This window comes from Rhodoblastus sp., from assembly GCF_019449565.1.
In the GTDB taxonomy this organism is placed as follows: domain Bacteria; phylum Pseudomonadota; class Alphaproteobacteria; order Rhizobiales; family Beijerinckiaceae; genus Rhodoblastus.
This window is the reverse complement of the sequence record NZ_JAGRPM010000027.1, coordinates 100,681-116,026: the sequence shown is the minus strand read 5'-3', so window position 1 is coordinate 116,026 and position 15,346 is coordinate 100,681. Positions and strand designations below refer to the sequence as shown.

The window sequence follows — 15,346 nt, the reverse complement described above, 5'->3', positions numbered from 1 at the left end:
CATAGACGCTCCGCACCCCCTCACGAGAACAGACTGGGAACGCGAAATGAGAACATTTCGCGCTCGAACAGGGCTCGAAGGAGAACAGATTAAATTTCTGTAATGTGATTTCCCCGGCAGAGGTTCAGCGAACCACGATTCGCGGGTACGCTATAAGAGCCAACGCATAACCAGCCCTAACCCGGGGCTAGAAACGCCCACGATTGCTGGTAAAAGCCGCCGCAAGCGGTCATTGTCTCTCGTAATGGATGAAATTATCCGCGCCCAGCAAGCCTTGTTCCATGATTGCGTAGGCGTTCGGATCGGCAAGTTTTTCGCGCGCCTCGACGGACAGCGCCTCGACGCCCTTGCGGCCCAGCGGCTTGGGGCTGGTGAACAGCACCATTTCGTCGGCCAGCCCCTGAGCGATCAAGGCGGCCCCGACTCGCGGCCCGCCTTCGGAAAAGACCCGTGAGATCCCGCGCGCCGCAAGCAGGCGCAAGGCCGCGCGCAAGTCGATCCGGGCGCCGTCCAGCGCGCAGGTTTCGATCTCGACGCCCTGCTCCCGCAGCGCCGCGCGCCGCGACCGATCGGCTCCCTCCCCGCACAGGACGAGCGTCGGGAAATCCCCCGCGCCGACGACGAGACGCGAGCGCAGCGGCAGGTCGAGCCGGGCGTCGAGCACAACCCGCAATGGCTTCCGGTCGCAGCCGGGAAGGCGCACCGTCATCAGCGGATCGTCAACAAGCGCCGTGCCGATCCCGACCATGATCGCTTCATGCATTGCGCGCATGACATGGGTGCGCGAGTTGGCGGCTGGTCCGGTAATGGCGAGGCGGCGGTCATGCGCGGCGCCCGCCGCCTGCCCGTCGGCGGTCTGTGCGATCTTCAGCGTCACCATCGGCCGGCCTTCGGTCACGCGCAGGATATGGCCGCGATGGGCGCTCCGGCACAGCTCCGGCAGGACGTCGGCCTCGACTTCTATCCCTGCCCGCCGCAACACAGCATATCCCTCGCCGGCGACACGGTCGTCGGGATCAGTCAGGCCGCCGACCACGCGGGCGATTCCAGCCGCGACGACGGCTTCGGCGCAGGGCGGCGTCCGGCCGTGATGGGCGCAGGGCTCCAGCGTTACATAAAGCGTCGCGCCACGAGCGCGTTCGCCCGCCTGCGCCAGCGCCTGGGTTTCGGCATGGGGGCGCCCGCCAATCGCGGTCCAGCCGCGCCCGATCACCACATCGTCCTTGACGACGAGCGCGCCGACCGCCGGATTGGGGGCCGCCGCGCCGAGATTGCGCCGGCCCAACGCCAGAGCGGCTCGGAAAAATCGCTCGTCCTGGCTCGTGAGAGCCATCTCAGGCGTCCTCTTCCTTATGGCGCGCGGCAGCGCCATCGTCGGAAAATTCGTCGAGCAGCGGGCCAAAATCGCGCGCCTCGCGGAAATTGCGATAGACCGAGGCGAAACGCACATAGGCGACTTCGTCGAGCGTTTTCAGCCCCTGCATCACCAGTTCGCCAATAGTTTCGGACGGAATTTCGGATTCGCCCTGGTTTTCGAGCTGGCGCACCAATCCGTTGAGCATGCGGTCCACGCGTTCGGGATCGACCGGGCGCTTGCGCAGGGCGATCTGGACCGAGCGCACCAGCTTGTCGCGGTCGAAGGGCGCGCGGCGGCCGGATTTCTTGACCACGGTCAGTTCGCGCAATTGCACGCGTTCGAAGGTCGTGAAACGCCCGCCGCAATCCGGGCAGACGCGGCGACGGCGGATCGAGGACGAATCGTCGGTCGGCCGCGAATCCTTCACCTGGGTGTCGAGACTGCCGCAATAGGGACAGCGCATGGGTCAGGTCCCTTTCTGGCGCAATGAGGACGGCGCCGGGCCGCGAATCGCTTCGCGGGGCGCGTGCGGGCGGCATCTTGCCGATTCGCGGAAGCCGGAACAAGCGCGCGCATGAACCGGGCGTGAGGTCGGCGTCGCCGGAACGCGCGCCCTGCCCTTGAAAACCAGCGCTGATCCGGATCAAGGCAATTATTTCGTTGCAGGAATATGCCAAGATCATGCTGAATCCGCCCGGCGGAGTACGCCATGAATGATTTTCCCCGCGTGGAACGCGCGCAAAAATCGCCCGCGCCTCCCCCCGCCAAGGCCGACGCGGCTTTGCTCGAATTCAGCAGCCTCGACTGCGATGCGGTTTTCGCCCGTCTCGCGTCTTCGCCCGAGGGCCTTTCCGCCGACGAGGCGGCCGTCCGCCTCAAGAAATTCGGCCCCAATCGCGTCACGCGCGAGCGCAAGCTGTCGATATTCGAGGAAATCTGGCAGCGGGCGCGCAATCCGCTGAACGCCCTGCTCGGGACGCTTGCTGTCGTGTCTTTTTTTCTGGGCGACGTGCGAGCGGCAATCGTCATCGGCTTCATGGTCGTCCTCGCGATCTTCACCGCCTTCATCCAGGAACATCGCTCCAATGAGGCCGCCGCGCGGCTGAGGGCGATGGTCCACAACACCGCCAGCGTTCTGCGCAAGGCCAGCGCGCCGCAATCGCCTCCTCCTGAAGACCCTTTCTCGGAAATCCCGATGGAGCAGCTCGTTCCGGGCGACATCGTGCGGCTCTCGGCGGGCGACATGATCCCCGCCGATCTGCGCCTGCTGACCGCGAAGGATCTCTTCATCAACCAATCCGCCCTGACCGGAGAAGCCATGCCGGTCGAGCGTTTCGCGGGCGCCGGCGCCGGAGGCGACCCCTTCGATCTGCCGAACATCTGCTTCATGGGCGCCAATGTGGTGTCCGGCTATGCGACGGGGCTTGTCCTGCGCACTGGCGGCGCGACATTTTTCGGCGCCTTGGCCGACGAGATCGCCGGGCGGCGGGCGCCGACGGCCTTCGACCTCGGCATCGACAAATTCACCTGGCTGATGGTGCGCTTCATCGCCGTCATGGCCCCTGCCGTCTTCCTGATCAACGGCCTGAACAAGCATGACTGGCTCGAAGCCTTGCTGTTCGCCGTCGCCGTCGCCGTCGGCCTGACGCCGGAAATGCTGCCGATGATCGTGACGGTCAATCTGGCCAAGGGCGCGATGGCGATGTCGCGCGAGAAGGTGATCGTCAAGCGCCTCCACGCCATCCAGAATTTCGGCGCGATGGACGTTCTCTGCACCGACAAGACCGGCACGCTGACGCAGGACCGCATCATACTGAAGCGCCATCTCGACATTCGCGGCAATGATTCCGAGAAGGTGCTGGAATATGCCTATCTAAACAGCCATTTTCAGTCCGGCCTGCGCAACCTGCTCGACCGCGCCGTGCTCGACCATGTCGACATGCGCGAAAAGCTCGGCATCGACGGCGGCTACAGGAAACTCGACGAAATTCCGTTCGATTTCACCCGGCGGCGGCTGTCGGTGGTGGTGGAGCGGCTGGGAGCGGACAAGGACGCCGGCACGCACATCCTCATCTGCAAGGGCGCGGTGGAGGAAATTTTTGCGGTCTCAACCCGATATGAGGTGGATGGCGAGACCGGCCCGCTCGATCCGAGCCATCTGGAGACCGCGCAAAAGGAAACGATGGAGCTGAACGCCGACGGCTTCCGCGTCGTCGCGGTCGCGTACAAGGAAATGGCGCCGTCCAAGACGACTTATACCATCGCCGACGAATCCGGCCTGACCCTGCTCGGCTATATCGCCTTCCTCGACCCTCCCAAGGAATCGGCGCGCGAGGCCATCGCCGCTTTGGCCGCGCGCGGCGTGAAGGTGAAAGTGCTCACCGGCGACAATGAGATCATCACCCGCAAGATCTGCCGGGAGGTCGGACTCGATCCCGGCGAAATTCTCTCCGGCACGGCCATCGACAAGCTGAACGACCCGGACCTCACCGAAGTCGCGGGCAAAACCTGCGTCTTCGTCAAGCTGACGCCCGCGCAGAAGGAGCGCGTTATCCAGGCGCACCACGCCCGGGGCCATGTCGTCGGCTTTCTGGGCGACGGCATCAACGACAGCCCGGCGCTGAAGGCCGCCGATGTCGGCATCTCGGTGGACACCGCCGTGGACATCGCCAAGGAATCCGCCGACATCATCCTGCTCGAAAAAAATCTTCTGGTTTTGCAGAAGGGAGTGATCGAGGGGCGGAAGATCTTCGCCAATATTGTCAAATATATCAAAATGGGCGCCAGCTCGAATTTCGGCAACATGTTCAGCGTGCTGGGCGCGAGCATTTTCCTGCCCTTCCTGCCGATGGCGCCGATCCAGGTTCTCACCAACAACCTGCTCTATGATTTCTCCCAGACGACCATCCCGACCGACAATGTGGACGAGGAATATCTGGTCGCGCCGCGCCGCTGGGAGATCGGCAATATCGTCAAATTCATGCTGTGCATCGGGCCAATCAGTTCGATCTTCGACTATGTCACCTATGGCATGATGCTGTTCGTCTTCGGCGCCTGGACCAATCCGGCGCTGTTTCAGACCGGCTGGTTCGTCGAGTCCCTGCTCACCCAGACCCTCATCATCCACATCATCCGCACCAGCAAGATTCCCTTCATCGAGAGCCACGCCAGCCCGGCCCTGCTGGCGACGTCCCTGATCATCTGCGTGGTGGGAATCTGGCTGCCCTATAGCTGGCTCGGCGCCCAACTGGGGTTCACGCCTTTGCCCGGCCTGTACTGGCCTCTGGTCGCGCTCATCCTGCTTTGCTACGCGGTCCTGACCCATTTGGTTAAGGTCTGGTTCGTCCGCAAATGGGGGATGTGAACCGCTGCTATTTCGCCGGGCGCTTGCAAACCGTCTCGGCCGGCAGGCAGGCGATGCCGGGCGTCGAGCAGTTCACGACATCTGCGTCGCGTGCGCAGATGACGCAGCCGTCGGTCCATTCCTGACATTCGGGATGGCTCACGCCAAAGGCGAGCACGGCCACGGACGGCGCAGGCGCGGGCGTTTCGACCGGCTTTTCGTCCGGCTTGGCGTCCTCGGCGTTGGCGGCGAAGGCCAGGGCGAACAGAATCGCGACAGCTGCAACCAAACGCATGAACGCCTCCAACTTGAGCGGCCACGTTAGCGAAGCGCGGGCCATGCGCAAGTCTGGGAGCAAAGTCCGGCGGCAAGTCCATCGACTCGCATTGCGCCTCATGATACCTCCCGCGCCATGCTCGAAGGATTGCCCCCCAACAACGCCGCTTTCGTCCTGCGTCTCAAATGCAGCGAGGACGAGGCCCGCACCGTCGCCGATCTCGTGGTCGAAACCTTCGACCCCGCCGAAACCGCCGCCGCCGCCTTCGAGGAAAATGGCTCGACGGCGAGCTGGGCCGCGACGCCCTGGGTCGTGGAAGTCTATTTCGGCCACGCGCCAGACGAGGACAATGTCCGCGCCCTGGTCGCCGTCGCCGTCGGCGAGGAGCTGGCGCAGAAAGTCGAATTCGGCCGCGTCGAGCAGAAAGACTGGATCGCCTCAGCGCTCGAAGGCCTCTCCGCCGTGCGCGCCGGGCGCTTCCTCGTGCATGGCTCGCATGACCGCGCTGGCGTCAAGGCCAATGACATCGGGCTGGAGATCGAGGCGGCGCTCGCCTTCGGCACCGGCCACCACGGCACTACACGCGGCTGTCTCCTGTTCATCGACGAAATTCTCAAGCGCCGGCGCCCGCGCCATGTGATCGACGTCGGCAGCGGCACCGGCGTGCTCGCGATGGCGGTCGCCCGCGCCCTGCGTGCGCCGGTCGCGGCGGGCGATATCGACGCGCAGGCGGTCGCGGCGGCGGGCGCCAACGCCCGGCTCAACCACGCCGGCGCGTGGGTCCGTCCTGTTACCGCCAAGGGCGTCGTCCATCCGGCGCTCGACCGGCCCGGCCGCTACGATCTGATCCTCGCCAACATTCTCGCCCGCCCCTTGCGCCATCTCGCGCCGTCGCTGGCGCGCATCGCCGCGCCCCATGCCGAACTGGTGCTGTCCGGCCTGCTCGCGCGCGACGTTCCCGGCGTGCTTTCGGCATATCGCGCACAGGGCTTTTCGCTGTGGCGGCGCCGTGACATCGAGGGCTGGGCCACGCTGCTGCTGCGGCGCGGGGGCGCGGCGCCGCAAAGGCTTAGGTAGGTTTCGCGCCGCCGGAAAATGGGTTAGCCTGAAACCATGTTCGACTCCCATTTCCAGACTTTCGACGACGCCGCCGATCCATCGCTCGGCGCCCCCCGCCTCAAGATGTTGCGCGCGCGCCTCAAGGCGATGAAGCTCGATGGCTTCCTCGTTCCGCGCGCAGACGCACACCAGAACGAATATGTCGCGCCCTGCGAGGAGCGCCTCGCCTGGCTCGCCGGCTTCACCGGCAGCGCCGGCTTTGTGATCGTGCTGGCCGACAAGGCCGCGCTCTTCGTCGATGGACGCTACACCATCCAGGCGCGCGAGCAGGTCGATTCCGCGGCCTTTACCGTCGTGCCTTTGGCTGAGGTTTCGCCGGCGGACTGGCTGACGAAAAACGCCAAAAAGGACGCGCGGATCGGCTACGATCCCTGGCTGCACACCAATGGACAGCTTGCCCGTTTCGAAACGGCGGCGAAAAAGGCCGGCGCCACGCTCGAAGCGGTGGACGAAAACCCCTTCGACGCCTTGTGGAGCGACCGTCCGGCGCAACCGCAGGGCCGCATCGTCCTGCACCCGCCCAAATATGCCGGCGAGGCTGCCGCGAAAAAGCTGGAGCGGATCGCCGCCGCTTTGACCAGTGACGCGCTCCTGGTCAGCGACCCGCACGCTCTGGCCTGGGCCTTCAACCTGCGCGGCTCGGACGTCGCCCATACCCCGATCGCGCTGGGCTATGCGCTCATTCCACGCGAGGGCAAGCCGCGTCTCTTTCTGGAGGCCGACAAGCTCACGGCCCGCACGTCGGGCGCGCTTGAAAAGCTGGCGGAGCTTGCCCCGCCCGCCGCCCTGCCCGAGGCGCTGGCGGAGCTGGGCGCGAAAAAGCTGTCCGTGCTGTTCGACGCCGGCACCGCGCCGAGCCGCCTGACCCGGATCTTCACCGAAGCCGGCGGACAGGCGGAAATCGGGAGCGACCCCATCGCCTTGATGAAGGCGCGCAAGAACGCGGCCGAGCTGGAAGGCGCCCGCGCCGCCCATCTGCGCGACGGCGTGGCCATGGCGCGCTTCCTGTGCTGGTTCGACAAGGCCGCCGCCCGTGGCCGCCTGAACGAGATTGCGGCGGCGCAGGCGCTCGAAACCTTCCGCCGCGAGAGCGGGGAATTGCGCGACATTTCCTTCCCGACGATTTCCGCCGCCGGTCCCCACGCCGCCCTTCCGCATTACCGCGTGACGGAGAAATCCAACGCCCGCATCGGCAAGGGCGTCTTTCTGGTCGATTCCGGCGCGCAATATCTCGACGGCACCACGGACGTCACCCGCACCCTCGCGGTCGGGGCCGTCGGCAAGGCGGCGCAGCGCGCCAACACGCTGGTGCTCAAGGGCCATATCGCCATCGCCCGCGCCGTCTTCCCGAAGGGAACCAGCGGCGCCCAGATCGACGGCTTCGCCCGTCGACCCTTGTGGGAGGCCGGACTCGATTTCGACCATGGCGTCGGTCATGGCGTCGGCTCCTATCTCTCGGTCCATGAAGGCCCGCAGCGGATTTCCAAGCTCGGCGGCGTGGCGCTGGAGCCGGGCATGATCCTCTCCAACGAGCCCGGCTATTACCGCGAGGGCGCTTTCGGCATCCGCATCGAAAATCTTGTCGCGGTCGAAACGCGCGAAATTCCCGGCGGCGAGCGCGACATGCTCGGCTTCGAAACGCTCACTTTGGTCCCGATCGACCGCCGCCTGATCGAGCCGAAGCTGCTGGCGCCCGAGGAGAAGGCCTGGCTCAACGCCTATCATTCCCGTGTGCGCGCGGCTCTGTCGCCGCATCTCGACAAGACCGAACGCGCCTGGCTGAAGAAAGCGACCGGACGGATTTGAATTGACCGCTGGAAAGCGGCGGCCTAGAGCCTATATTGGTTGTGTGCGCCGCACATTCGGACCCTCGCGGCGCTGAAAAGGCGGCACCGCGTTTTTCCCGCGCGGCAGGCCCGCGCGCCCCGCCCCCTCACCCGGGAGATTTTGTTGGACGATCTGGTGCATTCCGCTTTGACACGGCAGCGCAAGCGCGCCGCCGCCAAGGTGCGGTCGCGCGCGTCTGGAGAGGACGCCAAGAAGTCCGCAGCGAAGCAATCCCCCGTGAAGAAATCGTCGGCCAAGCCGAAACTCGCCGCCCTGACGGCGGCCGCGATCCGTCGCCCCAGCCGCGAAGAGGCCGAAGCCGCCGTGGCGACCCTGCTCGCCTGGGCCGGCGACGATCCAAACCGCGAGGGCCTGCGCGACACGCCCGCACGGGTGGCCCGGGCCTATGAGGAAATTTTCGCCGGCTATCGGCAGGATCCGGCGTCCATTCTCGACACCGTCTTCGAGGACGTCTCGGGCTATGGCGAAATGGTGCTGGTGCGGGACATTCCCTTCTTCTCGCATTGCGAGCACCACATGGCGCCCTTCTTCGGCAAGGCCCACATCGCCTATTATCCCGACGGCGGTGTTTTTGGCCTTTCCAAACTCGGGCGTCTGGTGGACGTTTATGCTCGCCGTCTCCAGACGCAGGAGACCATGACCGCGCAAATTCTCGCGGCGCTCGACGCCCGCCTCCACTCGCGCGGCGCGGCGGTGTTGATCGAGGCCGAGCACATGTGCATGTCCATGCGCGGCGTGCGCAAGCCAGGCGCCCTCACCGTGACCTTGCAGTTTTCCGGTCCGTTCAAATCCGACCCGGCCGAGCAGGCGCGCTTCCTCAGTCTGGTTCGGGACCGGCGCTGACATTTGATCCGCCGCGATTCTCCAGATGAGCGCTCCCATGCCTTTTTCGCCTCCCGCCGCCGACAAGAAAATTCTTGAGGAGGGTGCGGCCTTCACGCCGAAATTCGACGCCCACGGCCTCATTGTTTGCGTGACGGTTGAGGCCGCGACCGGCGAGATCCTGATGCTCGCCTATATGAACGCGCTGGCGCTGGAAAAGACCATCGAGACGGGCGTTGCGCATTACTGGTCGCGGTCGCGCAATGAACTCTGGCGCAAGGGCGACACCTCCGGCCAGGTACAAAAGGTCGTGGAGATGCGCGTCGATTGCGATCAGGACGCGCTGCTGCTCCGCGTGAATGCGGGCGGTGATGGCAAGGCCTGCCATACGGGGCGCAAATCCTGCTTCTATCGCAGCGTGACCTCGACGGCGGAGGGAATTCGTCTCACCTTCAACGAGGGCTAAGCCGCCCTGACCTGAGACAGAAAGCTGTCGCATTCGCGGCGCAGGCTGTCGATCTGCCGCGACAGGCCGGTCGCGGATTGCAGCACCTGCTCGGCGGAATCGCCCGACTGCCGCGAGGCTGAGCGCACTTCCTCAATCACTTGCGCGAGTTCTCCGGTGCGCCCGGAAGCGTCCTGCACATTCTGCGCGATCTCGCGCGTGGCTTCGCCTTGCGAGCCGACCGACGCCGCGATCGACGAGGCGATGGCGCTGACTTCATGGGTGGCCTCGGCCATGGCGCCGATGCAGGAATTAGCGTCCTGCGAGGCGCGCTGGATCTCGGCAATCTGCCCCGAGACTTCCGAGGTCGCGCGCGCGGTCTGCTCCGCCAGCGATTTGACCTCCTGCGCGACCACCGCGAAGCCCCGCCCCTGCTCTCCGGCCCGGGCCGCCTCTATGGTGGCGTTGAGCGCCAGCATGTTGGTGCTCTGGGCGATGCCGGCGATCATCGCGACGACGCCGCCGATATGGTCGATCGCCGCGACCAGTTCGCCCATGCGGGCGCGCGTCGATTCCGCCTCGCGCGCGGCGTGCTCCGATAATTCGCGCGAGCGTGCGGCGCTGGCGCCAATTTCCTCGACGGAAAAGCTCAGCTGCTCGGCGGCCGAGGCCACCGACAGCACGTTCTGCGAGGCGACCTCGGCGGCCCTGGAGCCGATATCGGCCTGTTCGCCGGAATAGCGCGCCTCTTGAACCAGCGAGCGCGCGAAGCTTTCCAAATTGTGGGTGGAGGCGGTGACGCCCTCGACAACGCCGCCGACCGCAGTCTCGAATTTCTGCGCCAGCGCGCGCATGGGCTCGCTGCGCGCGCGGTCGGCGGCCTCGCGCTGCTCGCGGCGCTCGATGTTTTGCGCCTCGGACGCCCGGCGCAAGCCCTGCTTGATGGCCTCGACCGCCCGCGCCATTTCGCCCAATTCGTCGTGAAGGTCGAGCCCCGGCGGCGCCACGTCGATGTCGCCGCACGCCATGGCGTTCAGGGCCGAGGTCATGCCCTTGAGCCGATTCGATATCGTGCGCCCGATATAATAAGCGGCGCCGACGAACAGCAGCAGCAAGGGCGCGACCGCCAGCGCCAACGCGACGGATATGTCGGCCAGATGCGCGAAAACCTCGTCCAAATAGACGCCGGAGCCGATCAGCAGGCCAAGTTCCGGCACAGCTTTCACATAAGACGTTTTTTCGCGCGGGACATCGCCGCCTCCCGGCTTCGCCCAGGGATAGTTCACGACGGCGGCGCCCTCCTTGCGGGCGGCGGCGACCATGGTTTCAAAGGGCAGCCCGCCGGCGCTGTCGCGCACGCCCAGCAGGCTGGTTCCCTCGACCTGCGGCGACGTCGGCGAAAGAAGCGAGAGTCCATCGAGCGAAATGGCGAAGAAATAGCCGTTTTCGCCGAATCGCAGCGGCCTCAAACGCTCCAGCGCGGCGCGGATCGCCGCCGGCTTGTCGGCGGAATCGGCGGCGGCGACGTTTTTCAGCCAGCCGGCGGCGATGTCGACTTCGCTGCGCAATTCCGCGCGGCGCCATTCCATCGCCGAGCTGTTAAACCGATAAAGCGCGACGCCCGTGCCCAATGCCATGGTGGCGAGGGCCATTGCGGCAAGCGCCCAGACGCGGCGGCTCAAAGTGAGGTGAAAATCGAATTTGGGCACAGCGACCGTCCCTGAAGCCAATCATGCGCGTCATCCTTCCGCCCGGAGGCGGAAGGAGCGCGGGCTCAGAATGGACCGGATCGCCTTGCGCGAGACTGGCGTCGCCTCAACGGCCGCGCCTTGGCGCGGCCGAGTCCAGATCGCCTCAGGCGCGCGCCCGGGCCTCGATCAAATTATGCAGGGATTCATCGGCGCCGTCGAAGAAGCGGCGGATGCCGCGCGCTGCCTGACGTATGCGCTGCTCGTTCTCGACTAGCGCGAGGCGCACGTAATCATCGCCATGCTCGCCGAAGCCGATGCCGGGCGCGACCGCGACATCGGCCTTTTCGATCAGCAATTTGGAAAATTCCAGGCTGCCGAGCGGACGGAATTTCTCCGGCACTGGAACCCAGGCGAACATGGACGCCGTGGGGGCCGGAATCTTCCAGCCGGCCTGGGCGAAGCTCTCCACCATCACGTCGCGGCGCTTCCGGTAGATGGAGCGCATTTCATAGATGCAGTCCTCGGGACCGTTCAAGGCCGCCGCCGCCGCAACCTGGATCGGCGTATAGGCGCCGTAATCAAGATAGGACTTCACCCGCGCGAGCGCCGACAGGAGGCGCTCGTTGCCGACCGCGAAGCCGATGCGCCAGCCGGCCATCGAGAAGGTTTTCGACATCGAGGTGAACTCGACGCAAATGTCCACTGCGCCCGGAACCTGCAGCACCGACGGGGGCGGATTGTCGTCGAAATAAACCTCGGCATAGGCGAGGTCCGAGAGAATATAAATGTCGTGCTTCTTCGCGAACAGCACCAGGTCGCGATAGAAATCCAACGAGGCGACCATCGCGGTCGGGTTCGACGGATAGCACACCACGATGGCGATCGGCTTGGGAATAGAATGCATCACCGCGCGCTCAGCGGCGCGGAAAAATTCCTCGTTCGGCTCGATCGGCACGGAGCGGATCACGCCGCCCGCCATGAGGAAGCCGAAGGCGTGAATCGGATAGGACGGATTCGGCACCAGAACCACGTCGCCCGGCGCGGTGATGGCCTGGGCCATGTTCGCGAAGCCTTCCTTCGAGCCGAGCGTCGCGACAACCTGGCTGTCGGGATTGAGCTTCACGCCGAATCGGCGCTCGTAATAGCTGGCCTGGGCGCGGCGCAGGCCGGCGATGCCCTTGGAGGCGGAATAACGGTCGGTGCGCGGCTTGCCCGCCGTCTCGACCAGCTTGTCGATGATATGGCGCGGCGTCGGCAGGTCGGGATTGCCCATGCCGAGATCGATGATGTCGGCGCCGCCGGCGCGGGCCTTGGCCTTCAGACGATTGACCTGTTCGAACACATAAGGCGGCAGGCGCCGCACGCGATAAAAATCGCTCATCCGTCTCGTCCTTGTTATATCATCTGAACGGCTTTGCGCCGGGAAACGCGCTGATTAGCACGCGCGCCGGCTCAATGTCAGTCGTTTTATGGCCAAACTATTCGTCTTTGATCGGCGCCGGCCTGTTGGGCGCGACGGCCTCGACTTTTTCGGCCTGCAGCTTCTTGCGGGCAGCGTCCGCCTTGCCGCGCTCGGCGATGAGCGCGGCCTTGTCGGCCTCGAGTTCGGCCGCAGTCTTGACCGCGACTCGCGGCTTGTCTACGCCAGTGAGATGCGAAAAGCCAAGTTCCTTGATATCGGGGCGCGTCTGCTGAACGAAGTCGGGCCCCTCGTCCGTATCCTTGGTCCAGCCGAGGACATTGGTCAGGGCGCGAACGGGGTTCTGCTGCGCGTGCGCCTCGCCAGCCGCGACCAGCGCCACCGCAGCGACGGCGAACGCCAGTTTTGTGCATCCGCGAAGGCGATTGTCAGCGATTTTGGCCTTCATTTTCCCTAGCTTTCGTCAAGTCCCGGGCACATCATCCTAAGGAAGTGCTTCCATCGGATCATTGCTGAAACTGTCGCATAAAGTCTTATTATGTCGGAAACGGGACGAGGGCGCGTTGAAACGCAAGCCCCGGTTCAAAAAGAGGAAACGTCATGACCGCCAGCCAGGAAGCTCAGCGCAAAAGCGCCGCTAAAAAGGCCGCGCCTCGGCGCAAGGCCGCGCCGGCGCCAATCCAGAATGCCGCGCCCGCGCCGTCCGAAGCGGCAGTGAACGGGGAAGCGGCGATCGGCGAGCCTGTCGTTCAGGCCGCCACGGCCAAGGCCAAAACGGCAAAAGCGCCAGCGGCAAAGGTTCGCGCAGCCAAGGTTTCGGCGGCCAAGGCTCCGGCGGCAACGGCTCCGGCGGCAACGGCTCCGGCGGCCAAGGCGCCCGGCAAGCGAGAGGCGGCCAAAGCCGCTCCCGCCAAAGCGGCGTCTACGAAAAAACCTGCGGTAAAGGCCGAAACCGTCGAAGCGGCGACGCCCCCTGCCCCCACGCCTGCCGCGCCCGCCCCTGTCTCCCCGGCGCCCGCCGCAGCGCCTGTGGCGCCCCGGCCGACCGCCAAGCCGGCGGGCGGCGCCGGCGTTCCCAATTTCGAGCGCATGGCCGAAAATTTCGCAATCGCCCTTGAACATGGCGGCAAGGCCCTGGCGGCGATGATCCGGCCGGTTGAGGAAGGCAAGGTCAAGCCGAATATCTCGGAAGAGCTGACCGACGCCCTCAAGACCTTCAGCAAGGTCGCGGAATATTGGCTGGCCGATCCCAAGCGCACCATCGAGGCGCAGACCAGCATTTCCAGCAATCTGCTCGGCCTGTGGTCGAATACGTTCCGCCGCCTCGCGGGCGAGTCGAAGGAGCCCTATGTTCCGACCGACCCGCGCGACAAGAGATTCACGTCGCCGGACTGGCGCGACAATCCCTATTTCGATTTCCTGCGCCAAGCCTATCTGATCGGCAGCGAATGGGCCAATAACATGGTCGAGGGCGCCGATCTCGACAAGACCACCCATGACAAGGCGTCCTTCTATCTGCGCCAGGTCTCGGGCGCGGTGTCGCCGTCGAATTTCCTGCTGACCAATCCGGAGCTGCTGCGCACCACCTGGTCGGCGGAAGCGGAAAATCTCGCCCGGGGCATGAGAATGCTCGCCGAGGATATCGAGGCCGGCGGCGGCAATCTGAAGATCCGCCAGACCAATAACGAGAAATTCGTGCTTGGCGAGAACATGGCCACCACGCCCGGCAAGGTGGTGTTCCGCAACGACCTGATCGAGCTGCTGCAATATGCGCCGACGACCGAGGAAGTTTACAAGCGGCCCTTGCTGATCGTCCCGCCATGGATCAACAAGTTCTACATTCTCGACCTCAACGCCGAGAAAAGCTTCATCCGCTGGGCCGTCGCCCAGGGACTCACGGTGTTCTGCATCTCCTGGGTCAATCCTGACGCGCGCCATGCCGACAAGGATTTCTATTCCTATATGACGGACGGCATTTTCGCGGCTCTGGGGCAGATTGAGAAGATCACCGGCGAGCGCCAGGTCGCATCCATCGGCTATTGCGTCGGCGGCACGCTTGCCGCCACTACGCTCGCCTATATGGCCGCCAAGGACGATGACCGCATCTCCAGCGCGACCTTCTTCACCACCCAGGTCGATTTCTCGGACCCTGGCGATCTGAAAATCTTCGCCGACGAGGACCGGATCAAGAATATCGAAACCGAGATGGAAATAGCCGGCTTCCTCGAAAGCCGGTCGATGGCCAACGCCTTCAACATGCTGCGGCCCAACGACATGATCTGGTCCTATGTCGTGAACAATTACCTCAAAGGCATCGAGCCGATGGCCTTCGACCTGCTTGCCTGGAACAGCGACTCCACCCGCATGCCCCGCGCCAACCATTCCTTCTATCTGCGCAACTGCTATCTCAACAATCAGTTCGCCAAGAAGAAGATGACGCTGGGCGGCGTCACGCTCGATCTCGGCAAGATCAAGGTTCCCGTCTATAATCTCGCGGCCCGCGAAGACCATATCGCACCCGCGCGCTCGGTGTTCAACGGCGCCAAATTATTCGGCGGCGAAATGCGCTATGTGCTCTGCGGCTCGGGCCATATCGCCGGCGTCATCAATCCGCCCGGCCCCAAGCTGAAATATCAGTACTGGACCGGGCCGAAGCCCTCCGGCGTGTTTGAGGATTGGGTCGCCAACGCCGAAGAGCATCCCGGCTCCTGGTGGGTGGACTGGATCCATTGGATCGGCGATCAGGCGCCGGAAAAGGTCCCGGCGCGTGAGCCCGGCGGCGGCAAGGTCCCGCTGCTCGGCGACGCCCCCGGCGAATATGTCCGCGTGAAATCCTGAAATTCTCCGCCCCGGCCGCGCCAAACGCAGCCGGGGTTTTTGCATCCCGTCCATTGGTTCGGTGGCGTAGGCGAACTTTGCATCCCGCGCGGCGTTATCCCGAAAGCGTTTCAGGCGCCCTTCTTGCCCGCTGAGGTCAAGACGCCAGGTCCCATCCCAAAACGATCCGCATTGGGACGGAGCGGC

The 15,346-nt window shown here is 64.9% G+C and carries 12 protein-coding genes; 6 read left to right on the top strand and 6 right to left on the bottom strand.

Annotation, left to right across the window (positions count from 1 at the left end; genetic code table 11):
• Nucleotides 1-229: 229 nt before the first annotated feature.
• A complete protein-coding gene (gene ribD, locus QZ409_RS06535; protein ID WP_296708207.1) occupies nucleotides 230-1,333 on the bottom strand; it encodes a bifunctional diaminohydroxyphosphoribosylaminopyrimidine deaminase/5-amino-6-(5-phosphoribosylamino)uracil reductase RibD in 1,104 nt (367 codons plus the stop codon).
• A 1-nt stretch (nucleotide 1,334) separates the two neighbouring features.
• Nucleotides 1,335-1,820: a transcriptional regulator NrdR gene (gene nrdR / locus QZ409_RS06530; protein WP_296708205.1), complete on the bottom strand. Its 486-nt coding sequence runs from the start codon at nucleotides 1,818-1,820 to the stop codon at nucleotides 1,335-1,337.
• 246 nt (nucleotides 1,821-2,066) lie between these two features.
• Between nrdR and mgtA the strand changes: the two genes are divergently transcribed.
• Nucleotides 2,067-4,721, top strand: a complete 2,655-nt coding sequence (gene mgtA / locus QZ409_RS06525; protein ID WP_296708201.1) for a magnesium-translocating P-type ATPase — start codon at nucleotides 2,067-2,069, stop codon at nucleotides 4,719-4,721.
• A 7-nt stretch (nucleotides 4,722-4,728) separates the two neighbouring features.
• On the opposite strand, the gene QZ409_RS06520 is transcribed toward mgtA, so the two are convergent.
• A complete protein-coding gene (locus tag QZ409_RS06520; RefSeq protein ID WP_296708198.1) occupies nucleotides 4,729-4,995 on the bottom strand; it encodes a hypothetical protein in 267 nt (88 codons plus the stop codon).
• 117 nt (nucleotides 4,996-5,112) lie between these two features.
• On the opposite strand from QZ409_RS06520, the gene QZ409_RS06515 reads away from it, so the two are divergent.
• The 4 genes from QZ409_RS06515 to hisI all read left to right on the top strand — a co-directional run bounded on the left by QZ409_RS06515 (nucleotide 5,113) and on the right by hisI (nucleotide 9,232).
• Nucleotides 5,113-6,054: a 50S ribosomal protein L11 methyltransferase gene (locus QZ409_RS06515; RefSeq protein WP_296708194.1), complete on the top strand. Its 942-nt coding sequence runs from the start codon at nucleotides 5,113-5,115 to the stop codon at nucleotides 6,052-6,054.
• Between the two features lie 36 nt (nucleotides 6,055-6,090).
• Entirely contained in the window at nucleotides 6,091-7,902 is a 1,812-nt protein-coding gene (locus QZ409_RS06510) for an aminopeptidase P family protein (RefSeq protein ID WP_296708191.1), read from the top strand.
• Between the two features lie 258 nt (nucleotides 7,903-8,160).
• Entirely contained in the window at nucleotides 8,161-8,787 is a 627-nt protein-coding gene (gene folE, locus QZ409_RS06505; protein WP_296708461.1) for a GTP cyclohydrolase I FolE, read from the top strand.
• Between the two features lie 25 nt (nucleotides 8,788-8,812).
• Entirely contained in the window at nucleotides 8,813-9,232 is a 420-nt protein-coding gene (hisI, locus tag QZ409_RS06500; protein ID WP_296708190.1) for a phosphoribosyl-AMP cyclohydrolase, read from the top strand.
• Here the strand turns inward: hisI and QZ409_RS06495 are convergent.
• The 3 genes from QZ409_RS06495 to QZ409_RS06485 form a co-directional block, all read right to left on the bottom strand.
• The gene (locus QZ409_RS06495) at nucleotides 9,229-10,920 is read right to left on the bottom strand and encodes a methyl-accepting chemotaxis protein (RefSeq protein ID WP_296708188.1); all 1,692 of its coding nucleotides are present in this window, start codon (nucleotides 10,918-10,920) and stop codon (nucleotides 9,229-9,231) included. The two genes, hisI and QZ409_RS06495, sit on opposite strands and share 4 nt — an antisense overlap.
• Before the next feature lie 145 nt (nucleotides 10,921-11,065).
• On the bottom strand, nucleotides 11,066-12,283 hold the full coding sequence (locus tag QZ409_RS06490) for an LL-diaminopimelate aminotransferase (protein WP_296708186.1): 1,218 nt from the start codon (nucleotides 12,281-12,283) through the stop codon (nucleotides 11,066-11,068).
• 97 nt (nucleotides 12,284-12,380) lie between these two features.
• Entirely contained in the window at nucleotides 12,381-12,770 is a 390-nt protein-coding gene (locus QZ409_RS06485) for a hypothetical protein (protein ID WP_296708184.1), read from the bottom strand.
• 152 nt (nucleotides 12,771-12,922) lie between these two features.
• Here QZ409_RS06485 and phaC point away from each other — a divergent pair, with 152 nt between their 5' ends.
• Nucleotides 12,923-15,160, top strand: coding sequence for a class I poly(R)-hydroxyalkanoic acid synthase (gene phaC / locus QZ409_RS06480; RefSeq protein WP_296708181.1), 2,238 nt, complete (start codon nucleotides 12,923-12,925; stop codon nucleotides 15,158-15,160).
• Nucleotides 15,161-15,346: the final 186 nt, after the last annotated feature.

Bases quoted from the DNA above. Each gene is read 5' to 3' on its own strand.
- ribD (WP_296708207.1), bottom strand. From the start codon at position 1,333: ATGGCTCTCACGAGCCAGGACGAGCGATTTTTCCGAGCCGCTCTGGCG.
- nrdR (WP_296708205.1), bottom strand. From the start codon at position 1,820: ATGCGCTGTCCCTATTGCGGCAGTCTCGACACCCAGGTGAAGGATTCG.
- phaC (WP_296708181.1), top strand. From the start codon at position 12,923: ATGACCGCCAGCCAGGAAGCTCAGCGCAAAAGCGCCGCTAAAAAGGCC.
- QZ409_RS06510 (WP_296708191.1), top strand. From the start codon at position 6,091: ATGTTCGACTCCCATTTCCAGACTTTCGACGACGCCGCCGATCCATCG.
- hisI (WP_296708190.1), top strand. From the start codon at position 8,813: ATGAGCGCTCCCATGCCTTTTTCGCCTCCCGCCGCCGACAAGAAAATT.
- QZ409_RS06520 (WP_296708198.1), bottom strand. From the start codon at position 4,995: ATGCGTTTGGTTGCAGCTGTCGCGATTCTGTTCGCCCTGGCCTTCGCC.
- QZ409_RS06490 (WP_296708186.1), bottom strand. From the start codon at position 12,283: ATGAGCGATTTTTATCGCGTGCGGCGCCTGCCGCCTTATGTGTTCGAA.
- QZ409_RS06515 (WP_296708194.1), top strand. From the start codon at position 5,113: ATGCTCGAAGGATTGCCCCCCAACAACGCCGCTTTCGTCCTGCGTCTC.
- QZ409_RS06485 (WP_296708184.1), bottom strand. From the start codon at position 12,770: ATGAAGGCCAAAATCGCTGACAATCGCCTTCGCGGATGCACAAAACTG.
- mgtA (WP_296708201.1), top strand. From the start codon at position 2,067: ATGAATGATTTTCCCCGCGTGGAACGCGCGCAAAAATCGCCCGCGCCT.